We start from the raw sequence: 13358 nt of genomic DNA, 5'->3' as shown, positions 1-13358 counted from the left end.
CCCGGACGGTGCCGCGGGGCACGATACGCAGGCGTCCCACCCCCGGCAGGCCCCCGGAAGGCAGAGCATGCGGTTCCAGTACGACACGATCGGCGAGCGCTACGCGGAGTCCACGAGCACGGCGGCGTTCTCCGCGGCCGACACCTACACCCTGCACGGAGCCCTCGACGCCCTCGGCGGGGTGCGCGGGCTCGACGCCCTCGACCTGGCCTGCGGATACGGATACAACACCCGGCTGCTGGCCCGCGGTGGGGCCCGGCGGACCGTCGGTGTCGACGTCTCGGAGGAGATGATCCGGCTCGCCCGCGCGCACGAGGCGACCAAGGACCGGCCGGACGTCGAGTACCACGTCGCCGATGCCGCCGGCCTGCCGGACCTGGGCCCCTTCGACCTCGCGACCGCCGCGTACGTCTTCAGCTACGCGCCCGACCGCAGGTCCCTGCACGCGATGTTCCGGTCCGTCCGCGCCAATCTGCGGGCGGGCGGGAGGCTGCTCGCCATCGTCCCCAACGCGGGCGCGTTCCCGCGCGTGGACTGGTCGCCGTACGGGGTGCGCATCCTCGACCGGGTCCCGGACGGCGACGCGCCGCTGCTCAAGGCGCATTTCCTGACCGAGCCGCCGGTGCCCTTCGAATTCCGCGAGTGGGCCCATGCCGACCTCGCCGAGGCCGCCGTCGAGGCGGGCTTCGTCACCGTCGGCTGGCAGCCGAACCGGACCCCGCCCGCCGACGCCGTCCGCGACGAGGCGTACTGGACGGCGTACCGCGCCTGGCCGATCAGCTCCCTCATGACCTGCACGGCGTAGGCCGTCGGCGATCCGCCGTCATCCGCCGTCACCGCCGTGCCCTCACAGCTCCGCCGTCGACCTGATCAGCTCGACGATCCGCTCGCGCGCCGCGCGTCCCTCCGGCACGGGCAGCAGCGGGTACCCGTGCGGCAGCCCCGCCGCCTCGTGGAACTCCACCTCGGCCCCGTCCGCGCGGGCCCGGCGCAGCAGCTCCCGGCTGTCCGTGGTCAACACGTCCCGGGTCCCGGTGAACACCGTCATCGGCGCCAGCCCGGCGAAGCCGCCGTGCAGCGGGCTCACCCGGGGGTCTTCGGCGTCCAGGGTTCCGGCGTACAGCCGCCCGGCCTCCAGCAGCCCCGGGCGGGCCAGCAGCGGATCGGCCGCCTCGATGGCCGCCTGGTCCGGATGGCTCATGGTCACGTCCAGCCAGGGCGAGATCAGCACGATCCGGGACGGCTGGTCCCCGGTGCGGTCGCGCAGCCGCTGCGCGGCCGCCAGCGCCAGCCCGGCTCCGGCGGAGTCCCCGATCAGCACCGTCCCGCCGGAGCCGCCGCTCGCGATCAGACCGCTCAGCAGATCGGCGGCGACCGGGACCGTCCGGTCGGCGGTACCGCGCGGAGCCAGGATGTACGCGGGTACGACCACCCGCGCCCGCGCCTGCGTGACCAGGGTCCGGATCAGCGCCCAGTGCGGGCGCTCCAGCTCGTGGACGTAGCCGCCGCCGTGCACGTACAGCACGTGGGCCGCCGGCTCCGTCCCGAGCGGGGATACGTCGTACACCGGCCAGGCTCCGACGAAGGTCCGCGAGATGTCGGCGACCCGCCCCAGCGACCGCGGCGGCAGATGGGACGCGGGCCGGCGGGCGGACTCGGCCACCCGGGCCCGGACGGCCTCCGCGCTCGCGTACCGTCTTCGCCGTCCCACCGCGATCAGCGCCACCGACAGCGCCCTGCTACGCAGACTCGGCACGCTCCTCACCTCCCCTTTTCCCCCGCGCCGTCCCCAGCGCGGGCCCCTTCCCCGTCACGGGAGGAGCATAGGCGTGAAGCTGCGCTGTCGACCCGTTTAAGAAAGTCTCGATGGACTGATCACCGCACTGATCGGCAGATTGGTGCACGTCACCGCCGCCGTTCGGGCCCATCCGCCCGCGGCGTACCCTTCCGCATGCCTGGAGCCACCCCATGAAGGCACTCGTCAAGCACAAGGCAGAACCCGGCCTGTGGCTCATGGACGTCCCCGAGCCCGAATACGGCCCCGGCGACGTACTGATCAAGGTGCTGCGCACCGGCATCTGCGGAACCGACCTGCACATCCGCGCCTGGGACGGCTGGGCGCAGGGCGCGGTCAAGACGCCCCTCGTCCTCGGCCACGAGTTCGTCGGCGAGGTCGCGGCGCTCGGCGCGGACGTCCAGGACATCGAGGTCGGCGCGCTGGTCAGCGGCGAGGGCCACCTGGTGTGCGGCAAGTGCCGCAACTGCCTGGCCGGCCGCCGCCACCTGTGCCGCAGCACGATCGGCCTCGGGGTCGGCCGCGACGGCGCGTTCGCCGAGTATGTGGTCCTGCCCGCCCAGAACGTGTGGGTGCACCGCACGGCCGTGGACCTGGACGTCGCCGCGATCTTCGACCCCTTCGGCAACGCCGTGCACACCGCGCTGTCCTTCCCGCTCGTCGGCGAGGACGTGCTGATCACCGGCGCCGGCCCGATCGGGATCATGGCGGCGGCCGTGGCCCGGCACGCCGGCGCCCGCAACGTGGTCATCACCGACGTCAGCCCCGAGCGCCTGGAGATCGCCCGCAAGGCGGGCGCCACCCTCGCCGTCAACGTCGCCGAGTCCTCCATCGCCGAGGCGCAGACCAAGCTCGGCCTGCGCGAGGGCTTCGACATCGGCCTGGAGATGTCCGGCCGCGCCGAGGCCATGCGCGACATGATCGACAACATGACGCACGGCGGCCGGATCGCCATGCTGGGCCTGCCCGCGCAGGAGTTCCCGGTGGACTGGGCGAAGGTGGTCACGTCGATGATCACGATCAAGGGCATCTACGGCCGTGAGATGTTCGAGACCTGGTACGCGATGACCGTGCTGCTGGAGGGCGGGCTCGACCTGAGCCCGGTCATCACCGGCCGCTACTCGCACCGCGACTTCGAGGCCGCCTTCGACGAGGCGTCGACCGCCCGCAGCGGCAAGATCATCCTGGACTGGACGGCGTAGCCCGACCGCCCCCGGCCGACCCCCGGCCACACCTGACGAACCATCTCCCTCCGGGCCGGGCCCCGCACACCCTCCCCCCTCCGCGGGGCCCGGCCCCTCCCTCGTCGCCCCAGTCGCCTTCCGCCGCCCTCCGCCGCACAAGGAGAACCGCACCATGTTCGAGACCGTCCGCGAGGACCTGCGCTCCACCCTCGACGAGATCCGCGCCGCCGGCCTGCACAAGCCCGAGCGCGTCATCGGCACCCCGCAGAACGCGGCCGTCGCCGTCACCTCGGGCGGCACCGCCGGCGAGGTGCTCAACTTCTGCGCCAACAACTACCTGGGGCTGGCCGACCACCCCGAGGTCGTCGCCGCCGCGAAGGACGCACTGGACCGCTGGGGCTACGGAATGGCCTCCGTCCGCTTCATCTGCGGCACCCAGGAGGTGCACAAGGAGCTGGAGGCGCGGCTCTCGGCCTTCCTCGGCCAGGAGGACACGATCCTCTACTCCTCCTGCTTCGACGCCAACGGCGGCGTCTTCGAGACCCTGCTCGGCGCCGAGGACGCGGTCATCTCCGACGCCCTCAACCACGCCTCGATCATCGACGGCATCCGCCTCTCCAAGGCCCGCCGCTTCCGCTACGCCAACCGCGACCTGGCCGAGCTCGAAGCCCGCCTGAAGGAAGCTGCCGAGGGCGGCGCCCGCCGCAAGCTGATCGTCACCGACGGCGTCTTCTCCATGGACGGCTACGTCGCCCCGCTCGCCGAGATCTGCGACCTGGCCGACCGCTACGACGCCATGGTCATGGTCGACGACTCGCACGCCGTCGGCTTCGTCGGCCCCGGCGGCCGCGGCACCCCCGAGCTGCACGGCGTCATGGACCGCGTCGACATCATCACCGGCACCCTCGGCAAGGCCCTCGGCGGCGCCTCCGGCGGCTACGTCGCGGCCCGCGCCGAGATCGTGGAGCTGCTCCGCCAGCGCTCGCGCCCGTACCTCTTCTCCAACTCCCTCGCCCCGGTCATCGCGGCCGCCTCCCTCAAGGTCCTCGACCTGCTGGAGTCGGCCGGTGACCTGCGTGAACACCTCGCCGCCAACACCGCGCTCTTCCGTACGAAGATGACCGAGGCCGGCTTCGAGATCCTGCCCGGCGACCACGCCATCGCCCCGGTCATGATCGGTGACGCGGCCGAGGCGGCCAGGATGGCGGAGCTGCTCCTGGAGCGCGGCGTGTACGTGATCGGCTTCTCCTACCCGGTGGTGCCGATGGGCGCGGCGCGCATCCGCGTCCAGCTCTCGGCGGCCCACTCGACGGCCGACGTCGAGCGCGCGGTGGCCGCCTTCATCGACGCCCGCGCCGCCCTCGGCACCGCCGGGGCCTGAGGGACCCGAGGGGTCTGAGGGGTTCGTGCACCCTGAGACAATGGTGGGGTGATCGACCCCCGCCGGCTGCGCATCCTGCGGGCCGTGGCGGACCACCGTACGGTGACCGCCGCGGCCGCAGCCCTGTACCTCACCCCCTCCGCCGTCTCCCAGCAGCTCGCTGCGCTGGAGCAGGAGACGGGCCACACGCTGCTCACCCGCAGCGGTCGGGGCGTCCGGCTCACGGCGGCCGGTGAGATCCTCCTCGGCCACGCGCACGAGGTGCTCGCGCAGCTGGAGCGGGCGGAGGCGGAGCTCGCGGCCTACGCCGGCGGTACGGCGGGCGAGGTCACCGTCGCAGCCTTCGCGACGGGCATCGCGGAGGTGCTGGCCCCGGCCATCGCCCGGCTCGCGCTGGAACGCCCGGGCATCCGGCTGCGGGTCCGCGACGCGGAGGGTGACCAGAGCCTGCCGCAGCTGCTGGACGGCGAGGCGGACCTCGCGCTGGCCGTCGAGTACCGGGGCGGCCCGGGCGCCGACGACGCGCGGCTGTCCGTCCTCCCCCTGTACGCGGAACCCTTCGACGCGGTCCTGCCCTCGGGGCATCCGCTGGCCGACCTGCCCGCGGTGTCGCTGGCCGACCTCTCCGACTCGGACTGGGTGGGCCAGTACCCCGGCAACCCGTGCCACGACGTGACGCTGCTCGCCTGCGAACTGGCGGGCTTCCAGCCCCGGCTCGTGCACTCCTCGGACGACTTCCGCGCCGTGACGGCACTGGTGGGCGCCGGGGCCGGAGTGGCCCTCGTCCCGCGCTCGGCCCTGCGCGGCATGGACCTCAAGGAGGTCCAGGTGCGCCCCGTCACGGGCCCGGCGGCCACCCGCCGCGTCTTCGCGGCCACCCGCCGCGGCGGCGAGACCCACCCTCTGATCGCGCCCGTCCTGGCCGCCCTGGTCCGCGAGTCGGAGCGGCTGCCGGCCCACTGAGCACCGCTCCGGTCCGGCGGCCGGACCCGCGTGCAGGCGGCCCCGGGCGCCACCGGGCGCAAGCCGTGTGGGTCCGTACCGCAGCCCGATCTCCCGGGCGGGCGGGGGGCTTTGCGGCGCGTGCTCGCGTCGCAGGAGTCGGCGGACGACGCTACGCTTTTGCTGAGAGTGCCAAAAGTCCACGGCGGTTCCCGTAAGCGGAACGGTCACGTGACGGGCGCCCGGGGGCATCCACCCGCTCTGATGATGCGTTTCCTTACCCTCCGCATGTGCGTTGAGGAGGACATCATGGCTCGGGATCGCGGAGAACGGCAGAGGAACATGCCGGGCCCGGAGGCCGACCGGCCGCTGCGCATGGTCCCCGACGTCGGTGAACACGCGGATGCCGGTGGTGTACTGCGCAAATACGTCGATCCGGGAGCGACCCTGGTCCGTGCGTCGACGGCGCGCAAGGCCATCGACTCGTTCATGGCGGCGCGCTCGGGAGACCTGAACACCGGCTCGATCGATCTGCGCGAGGTGGAATCGACCGAAGGCGCGGCGACGCTGCGGGTGCGCTTCCAGCAGTTCCACAACGACATCCCGGTGGTGGGCGCCACCGTTCAGGCCGTCGCCGACGTCAAGCAGGCCAGCGTGATCCAGGTCGACCACACCGGGGAGATGGACGTCGCCGATGCTCCCGACCCCGGTGACGCACGTACGGTGGCCGATGTCTTGAAGGTCGCCCTCGCGCCCTTCAAGAAGGACTTCGAAACAGCAGACGTGACCCGGGACCAACTCGTCTACCTGCGGGACACGGACCGGCCCTCCCTGCCGGGGAGCGACTACCCCTCCGCTTCCGTCGCGCTGCTGAAGAAGGGGAGGAAGCCGGACGGCGCGCTGCACCTCGTGCACGATCTGGTGGTCGAGACCACCGGCCCCATCGAGCACTTCCGCGTCGTCGTGGACGCCATTGCCGGCACCTTGCTCTGGGTCGAGCTCGTGGGAAAGTACGTGACGGCCACGCTCAAGGTCTTCTCGCCCGACCCCGTGACCGAGTCGAACGACAGCACGCTCCACGCCGGGTCCGGCGTGGCGAAGCTGAACGGCTTCCGGCACGACGTCCAGGCCGAGGTGGCACCCGCCAGCGGTGGAATGTTCCGGCTCGACGGGGAGTGGTTCCGGTGCAACGACTGGGACAGTCCGACCTTCGGTCCCCTTCCTCCGTGCCGAGGACGCGGTCGCACGCGGATACAACGGCTGCGCCTACTGCCAACCCGCCCTCAACACCGGCTGAAGGCGGCCCGTGATGGAACGTGACACACGTGCGGCACTGCCGCTGGCACCCCCCGAGAAGCGCTACCCGCCCAGCGCCGCCGAGCCCGTGGCCCCGGCCGAACGCAAGCGGGCGGCCACGCAGAAGAACGAGTTCATCTCCACACTGGTCGAGTCGGTCTCGGCGGACGAGCTGAGGAACTCCGTCGAGGCACTCGCGGCCTTCCACACGCGTCACACCTTCTCGCCCCTCATCGGGCAGGCCGCCGAGGAGATCGTGAGCCGGTTCGAAGCGGCCGGGTACACGGATGTGGTCCGGCGCACGTGGACCAATGCCGGTCACAGTGCCGACAACGTGATCTGCACCAAACCCGGGACGGCTGCCGGCCGGCCCGTCATCATCGTGTGCGCCCACTACGACAGCCGCATGGCGGACCTGAACAACACCACGGCACGTGCTCCGGGAGCCGACGACAACGGCAGCGGTGTGGCGGCGGTGCTCGAGATCGCGCGTCTGCTCGCCCCCGTCGCGCTGGCCTCCACCCTCCGGTTCGTGGCCTTCTCCGGCGAAGAACAGGGGCTGTGGGGCGCCACGGAGTATGCCGCGGAGCTCCACGCCACCGACGGCGAGGCCTACCGGGTCGTGAACCTGGACATGGTCGGGAGGCCACCGGCGGACGGCTCCGTGACGGTGGAGCGCGACCTGGGGAACGCGGTACCGGGCAATGACGCCGCGTCGAAGGCCTTCGCCGCGGTCATGGCGCAGGCCGCCGCGGACCACACGGCACTGCCGGTCATGCTCGGTCCCATCTTCGCCAGTGACTACATGCCGTTCGAAGCACACGGCGACGTGACGATCGGTGCCTACGAGGGGGAGGGGAACCCGCACTACCACGAGACGTCGGACACGCCGGACACGCTCGACTACGGCTACCTCGCCGACGTCACCAGGATGACCCTGGCGACCTTGCTCGCCGATGCGCGGCAGGCCGTGGGGTAGCGCGCCGCGCCTCCGCAGGCGGTGGCCGTGCCGGTCGCCGCCGACGGAGGCACCCCGCTCACACCCGGACCACCTCCACGCCCTTCGTCTCGAACTCCCGGGCCACCGCCGGGGCCAGTCCCGTGTCCGTCACCAGGACGTCCACCGACGAGGTCGCGCAGATACGGGCGAACGCGCGGACGCCCAGCTTGCTGGAGTCGGCCGCGACCACCACCCGGCGGGCGCGTTCGCACAGCAGGCGGTTGACCGAGGCCTCGTCCTCGTGGCGGGTCGCCGCGCCGTCCTGCGGATCGAAGCCGTCCACGCCGAGCACCGCCGTGTCCACCGCGAGCTGCCCGAGGACCTGCTCGGCGAGCGGGCCCGTCAGCTCGTACGACTGGGGGCGGGCCACCCCGCCCGTCAGTACGATCTTGAACTGCGGCCGGATCACCAGCTCGCCCGCGATGTTGAGGGCGTTGGTCACCACGGTGAGCGCCGGCGAGCCCTGGGCCAGGTCCGGGCGCCCGGCCAGGGCGCGCGCCACCTCCGTGGTCGTGGTGCCGCCCGTCAGGCCGATCACCTCGCCCGGGGTGATCAGGGCCGCCACCGCCTCGCTGATCCGGTGCTTCTCGGCGGCGCGGCGCGAGGTGCGGTAGCGCAGCGGGAGTTCGTACGAGACCCCGTGCAGCACGGCTCCGCCGCGCGTACGGACCAGCAGTTGCTGCTCGGCGAGCTGGTCGAGGTCGCGGCGGATGGTCGCGGCGGACACGCCGAGGGTCTCCGCCGCGGGTTCCACCTCCAGCTCGCCCCGTTCCACGAGCAGGTCCAGCAGCGCCTGCCAGCGCTCCTTGCGGGTCATCGGCCGCCCCCTTCGGTGTTCTTCGACATGCGTCCCACGGTGTTTCCCTGCGGCCTCCATCGGCCCACCCGGCGACACTAACTCAGCCGCTCCACCCGTAAATGCTTGAAGTTGCGTGAAACGGGCCGCTACCTTGCAGGAAAACGCATTCAGCGCATTCGGACCAGCCTGCCGCACGAGGGAGCCTGTATGAGTCACGTCGCGTACGAGTTGGGCACGCAGCCCGCATGCTGGGAGCGGGCCGCCGAACTGGCCCCGGCCCGGCGGGCGGTGCTCCCGCAGCCGGGGGAGCGCACCGCGATCGTCGGGTGCGGGACCTCGTACTACATGGCCCAGTCGGCCGCCGTGCTGCGCGAGGAGGCCGGACAGGGCGAGACCGACGCCTTCCCCGCCTCCGAGTTCCCGCGCCACCGCCGCTACGACCGGGTCGTCGCCCTGACCCGGTCCGGCACCACCACCGAGGTACTCGACCTGCTGGCCGGGCTGCGGGACGCGGGCGTGCCCACGACCGCGGTCGTCGGCGATCCGGCCACCCCGGTGATGACCGCCGCGGACGAGCTGGTCGTCCTCGACTTCGCCGACGAACAGTCCGTCGTGCAGACCCGGTTCGCGACCACCGCCCTCACCCTGCTGCGCGCCCACGTCGGGCTGCACACCCCCTCCGTGGTCGCCGACGGCCGCACCGCCCTCGTCGAGCCGCTGCCCGCCGACATCGCCGGCCGGGGCCAGTTCACCTTCCTCGGCCGCGGCTGGAGCGTCGGACTCGCCCACGAGGCCGCGCTGAAGATGCGCGAGGCCTCGCTGTCCTGGGCCGAGTCCTACCCGGCGATGGAGTACCGGCACGGACCCGTCAGCATCTCCGGGCCAGGCACCGTGACCTGGTCGCTCGACGAGGCCCCCGACGGGCTCGCCGAGCAGGTACGCACCACCGGCTCCCAATGGGTGGCCGGGCGGCTCGACCCGCTCGCCGAACTGGTCCGCGTACACCGCCTGGCCCTCGCCGTCGCCGCCCACCGGCAGCTGGATCCGGACGCTCCGCGCAACCTCACGCGCTCGGTGATCCTCACCACCGGAGAGGAGGCGGTCCGATGAGCCTGGTCCGGGCCGGCGACCTGGTCCTGGAGGCGGCCGCGGCCGGCCGGGCCGTCGCCGCCTTCAACATCATCACCCTGGAGCACGCCGAAGCCGTCGTGGCCGGGGCCGAGGCGGCCGGCCTGCCCGTCATCCTCCAACTGAGCGAGAACGCCGTGAGGTTCCGCGACGGGCAGCTGCTGCCCATCTCCCGGGCCGCCGGCGCCTGCGCGGAGGCCGCCGGGGTCCCCGTCGGCCTGCACCTCGACCACGTCAAGAGCCCCGAACTGCTCCGGCAGGCCTGCGACGCCGGATACAGCTCGGTGATGTACGACGCCGCGCAACTCCCGTACGCCGAGAACCTGGAGGCCACCCGGTCCGCAGCCGACTGGGCGCACGCCAACGGGCTGTGGATCGAGGCCGAGCTGGGCGAGGTCGGCGGCAAGAACGGCGCCGCGCCGCTCGACCCGCACGCGCCCGGCGCCCGTACCGACCCCGACGAGGCCCGGCGGTTCGTCGCCGACTCCGGGGTCGACGCCCTCGCCGTCGCCATCGGCAGCAGCCATGCGATGACCAGCCGGACCGCGGCCCTGGACCGCGTGCTGCTGGCCCGGCTGGCCAAGGCCGTGGACGTACCGCTCGTCCTGCACGGCTCCTCCGGCCTCCCGGACGCCGAGCTCGCGGCGGCCGTCGCGGGCGGCATCCGCAAGGTCAACATCGGCACCGCCCTCAATGTGGCGATGACCGAAGCCATCCGCACCCACCTGACCCCGGCGGACCCCCGGCCGTACCTGACGGCGGCCCGTGCGGCGATGGCGGCGACGGCGACGGCTATGATCGGCGCCCTGAACTGACGGGCGGCGGGGGCGGCGATCATGGACACACAGCGGGGACGTACGAATCGCCGCCGGTTCCTGCTGATCGCCGGCCTCCCGCTGCTGACGGTGGGCGCGGGCATGACGTACCTCCTGTGGCCGCAGCCGCCCCGCCGGCCCGAGGTCCGTACCGACCTGGAGCCGCTGAACCGGCGGCTCGGGCCGTTCCTGGGCGAACTGACCGACGCGCACTGGCTGGGCTACGACATCGACGACGCGGGTGACGACCGGAGCATCCCGGGCCCCGACTCCCGGATCCGTGTGGTCGGTGTCGCCCACCTGCCGGCCGGCGGCGCGGCCGCGATCACCGGCAAGCCCGACCACGCCTTCACCGCCACCGGCGCGCCGGCCGACCTGCCCGCCGCGCTGAAGGACCACCTGCCCGCCGCCGCGGCCTGGCAGCACAGCCCCGGGTTCGACGCGTACGCGAACGCCCGGGGCGCCGCGGGCCAGGCCGCGGACGGGATCCCCTCGGGCCGGTACCTCTTCGACACGGCCCGCGACCTCGTCCACTTCGACGTCCTGTACCTCTTCACCTGACGGTGCGAGGCGGGGCGCCCGGCCCGTGGCCCCCCTCAGATGCCGATGGCCCCGTCGATCCGCTCGCGCAGGAGGTCGGCGTGCCCGTTGTGCCGCGCGTACTCCTCGACCATGTGGATCAGCACCCAGCGCAGCGACACCTTCCCGCGCCACGCGTCGACGGCCTCGACGTCCAGATCGGGAGCCTGCGCCACGAAGCTTTCGGCGAAGGCCACTTCGGTGCGCCACGCCGCCCAGGCCGCTTCGGCCGCCGCGGGATCGGACCGGGCTCCGTCGAAGTCCCCGTCCGGATCCTCCGCCAAGGAGAACAGGGGCGGCGCGTCCTGCCCCGCCAGGACCTGCCGGAACCAGCGGCGCTCCATATCGGCCAGGTGCCGGACCAGGCCGAGCAGGGAGAGCGTGGACGGTTCCACCGAACGGTGCGCCAACTCCGCACCCAGGCCTGCGCACTTGAGTTCCAGGGTGGCGCGGTGGTCCGCGAGGAAGGCGACCAGCATCTGCCGCTCGTCACCGGTCGCGGGGCCGCTGAAGCGTCCGTCCCGCTCGGGTTCGACGAAGAATTCCGCTCTGCTGCGTGGGCTCGTCATGGTCGCGATTATGGACGCCGGCTCTGATCGGCCGGTACCCGGGTCCTTCCGAATTCTTGTAACAGGTTCTACTCTGACCGCCGCCACCACAGCGACCGGCCGGACCGCGAGACCCCGGAGGGGCCCGTGCACCTCGAATACACGCCTGAGCAGCAGCACTTGCGCACCGAACTGCGCGCCTACTTCGCCGAGCTCGTGCCGCAGGACGTCTACGCCCGCTACGAGGACCCGGCCGCCCAGAAGCGCTTCTACCGGGACACCATCCGCCGGCTCGGAGCCGACGGCTGGCTGGGGGTCGGCTGGCCCAAGGAGTACGGCGGGCGCGGGATGACCCCGATGGACCAGTTCATCTTCTTCGACGAGGCCGCGCAGGCCGTCGTACCGCTGCCCCTGATGGCACTCAACACGGTCGGGCCGACCATCATGCAGTTCGGCACCGAGGAGCAGAAGGCGTACTTCCTGCCGAAGATCCTCGCCGGGGAGATCGACTTCGCCATCGGCTACAGCGAGCCCGACGCCGGCACCGACCTCGCCGCGCTCAAGTGCAAGGCGGTGCGCGAGGGCGACGAGGAGACCGGCACCTACGTCGTCGACGGACAGAAGATCTGGACCACCAACGGAGACACCGCCGACTGGGTCTGGCTCGCCGTGCGCACCGACCCGGACGCCCCCGCCCACAAGGGCATCACGATGCTCCTGGTCCCGACCTCGGACCCCGGCTACTCCTGCACCGTCATCAACACCCTCGCCTCGCACGACACCACCGCCAGCTACTACGAGAACATCCGCGTCCCGGCGAGCCGCCGCGTCGGCCAGGAGAACAAGGGCTGGCGCCTGATCACCAACCAGCTCAACCACGAACGCGTCACCCTCGCCGCACACGGCACGATGGCCATCCGGGCCCTCCACGACGTCCAGCGCTGGGCCGCCGCGACGAAACTCGCCGATGGCCGCCGGGTCATCGACCTCTCCTGGGTCCGCGGCCGCCTCGCGCGCACGCACGCCCGGCTCGACGCGATGAAGCTGCTCAACTGGCAGATGGTGGGCGCGGTCCAGGCCGGCACCCTCACCCCACAGGACGCCTCCGCGGTCAAGGTGTACGGCTCCGAGGCCCGCCGGGACGCGTACGCCTGGCTGATGGAGATCGTGGGCGCGGCCGGCTCCCTCAAGGACGGCTCGGCGGGCGCGGTGTTGCACGGCGAGCTCGAACGCGGCTACCGCAGCGCCGTGATCTTCACCTTCGGCGGGGGCAACAACGAGATCCAGCGCGAGATCATCTCCTGGATCGGCCTCGGCATGCCGCGGGTACGCCGCTAGGCCGTTGTGACGAGGAATTATAGTCGGCACAAAAGAAAGAAAGTTGGCACAGAAATCCGGCATCGGCTTCCGTCCGCATGATGCCCTTCAACGTGCTCTGCGTATCGATTGTGCGGGCAGCGTGCGAATTCCTGGCGGCCACTCCAGGGCAGCGAATGAGCGGCGAACCCATGCTCTGGTCCGAGCTGGATCACGCGGCTTGGCTCGTTGTCACCCGGTGCGCGGCAGGCCTCTGAGGGATTGGGTCACGGCGCAGCACTCGACGGCGGACTCCTAACACAGCGACCAGGGCGAACCGATCGAGCGCGTGCCGCCACTGGGTGCTACGCCCCGCTACCCGTCCCTGCAGGCACCAGGTACTCCAGGCCGGGTCGGTGATCCTGATCCGTCCGCCAGATGAAGCAGTCCACACGCGTCAGACCGCGCCGCTACAGAGAACGCGTAAGTTGCGGAAGCGTTGGGCCCGTTGACGTCATGGACATCCACGGTTTCGCTCCTCGTTGCTTACCTCGCCGCAAGCATGAGGTGTGCGGCGACACTATGGCGATCGCGC

Annotated in this window: 13 protein-coding genes; 10 read left to right on the top strand and 3 right to left on the bottom strand. The window is 72.1% G+C overall.

The genetic code is table 11. From position 1 onward, the window contains the following. Nucleotides 1–67 precede the first annotated feature (67 nt). The gene (locus tag JYK04_RS06880; RefSeq protein WP_189733964.1) at nt 68–805 is read left to right on the top strand and encodes a class I SAM-dependent methyltransferase; all 738 of its coding nucleotides are present in this window, start codon (nt 68–70) and stop codon (nt 803–805) included. Nucleotides 806–847: 42 nt separating this feature from the next. On the opposite strand, the gene JYK04_RS06875 is transcribed toward JYK04_RS06880, so the two are convergent. Further along, nucleotides 848–1756: an alpha/beta hydrolase fold domain-containing protein gene (locus JYK04_RS06875; RefSeq protein ID WP_189733962.1), complete on the bottom strand. Its 909-nt coding sequence runs from the start codon at nt 1754–1756 to the stop codon at nt 848–850. Between the two features lie 212 nt (nt 1757–1968). On the opposite strand from JYK04_RS06875, the gene tdh reads away from it, so the two are divergent. From tdh to JYK04_RS06850, 5 genes are all read left to right on the top strand, one after another. Further along, the gene (gene tdh, locus JYK04_RS06870; protein ID WP_189733960.1) at nt 1969–2997 is read left to right on the top strand and encodes an L-threonine 3-dehydrogenase; all 1029 of its coding nucleotides are present in this window, start codon (nt 1969–1971) and stop codon (nt 2995–2997) included. A 154-nt stretch (nt 2998–3151) separates the two neighbouring features. Next, nucleotides 3152–4360, top strand: coding sequence for a glycine C-acetyltransferase (locus tag JYK04_RS06865; protein WP_189733958.1), 1209 nt, complete (start codon nt 3152–3154; stop codon nt 4358–4360). A 48-nt stretch (nt 4361–4408) separates the two neighbouring features. Continuing rightward, the gene (locus JYK04_RS06860; protein ID WP_189733956.1) at nt 4409–5323 is read left to right on the top strand and encodes a LysR family transcriptional regulator; all 915 of its coding nucleotides are present in this window, start codon (nt 4409–4411) and stop codon (nt 5321–5323) included. Between the two features lie 210 nt (nt 5324–5533). Further along, the gene (locus tag JYK04_RS06855; RefSeq protein WP_189733954.1) at nt 5534–6622 is read left to right on the top strand and encodes a hypothetical protein; all 1089 of its coding nucleotides are present in this window, start codon (nt 5534–5536) and stop codon (nt 6620–6622) included. Next, nucleotides 6612–7577: a M28 family metallopeptidase gene (locus JYK04_RS06850; RefSeq protein ID WP_189733952.1), complete on the top strand. Its 966-nt coding sequence runs from the start codon at nt 6612–6614 to the stop codon at nt 7575–7577. The genes JYK04_RS06855 and JYK04_RS06850 overlap by 11 nt, the downstream gene beginning before the upstream one ends. Before the next feature lie 58 nt (nt 7578–7635). On the opposite strand, the gene JYK04_RS06845 is transcribed toward JYK04_RS06850, so the two are convergent. Next, complete coding sequence (locus JYK04_RS06845) at nt 7636–8415, bottom strand: DeoR/GlpR family DNA-binding transcription regulator (RefSeq protein ID WP_189733950.1); 780 nt, start codon at nt 8413–8415, stop codon at nt 7636–7638. A 189-nt stretch (nt 8416–8604) separates the two neighbouring features. Between JYK04_RS06845 and JYK04_RS06840 the strand changes: the two genes are divergently transcribed. From JYK04_RS06840 to JYK04_RS06830, 3 genes are read left to right on the top strand one after another with little or no spacing between them, the layout of a single operon-like run. Continuing rightward, on the top strand, nt 8605–9507 hold the full coding sequence (locus JYK04_RS06840; RefSeq protein WP_189733948.1) for an SIS domain-containing protein: 903 nt from the start codon (nt 8605–8607) through the stop codon (nt 9505–9507). Further along, on the top strand, nt 9504–10340 hold the full coding sequence (locus tag JYK04_RS06835; RefSeq protein ID WP_189733947.1) for a class II fructose-bisphosphate aldolase: 837 nt from the start codon (nt 9504–9506) through the stop codon (nt 10338–10340). The genes JYK04_RS06840 and JYK04_RS06835 overlap by 4 nt, the downstream gene beginning before the upstream one ends. Before the next feature lie 21 nt (nt 10341–10361). After that, complete coding sequence (locus tag JYK04_RS06830; RefSeq protein WP_189733945.1) at nt 10362–10901, top strand: hypothetical protein; 540 nt, start codon at nt 10362–10364, stop codon at nt 10899–10901. Between the two features lie 35 nt (nt 10902–10936). Here the strand turns inward: JYK04_RS06830 and JYK04_RS06825 are convergent, their stop codons facing one another. Further along, nucleotides 10937–11488, bottom strand: a complete 552-nt coding sequence (locus JYK04_RS06825; protein WP_189733941.1) for a DinB family protein — start codon at nt 11486–11488, stop codon at nt 10937–10939. 126 nt (nt 11489–11614) lie between these two features. Here JYK04_RS06825 and JYK04_RS06820 point away from each other — a divergent pair, with 126 nt between their 5' ends. Next, nucleotides 11615–12805 carry an acyl-CoA dehydrogenase family protein gene (locus JYK04_RS06820; protein WP_189733938.1) on the top strand — a complete coding sequence of 397 codons (1191 nt, stop codon included), beginning with the start codon at nt 11615–11617 and terminating at the stop codon, nt 12803–12805. Nucleotides 12806–13358 lie beyond the last annotated feature (553 nt).

The organism is Streptomyces nojiriensis, assembly GCF_017639205.1.
GTDB lineage: Bacteria > Actinomycetota > Actinomycetes > Streptomycetales > Streptomycetaceae > Streptomyces > Streptomyces nojiriensis.
Note: the sequence above shows the minus strand (reverse complement) of the source record. Positions and strands in the feature narration are given on the sequence as shown.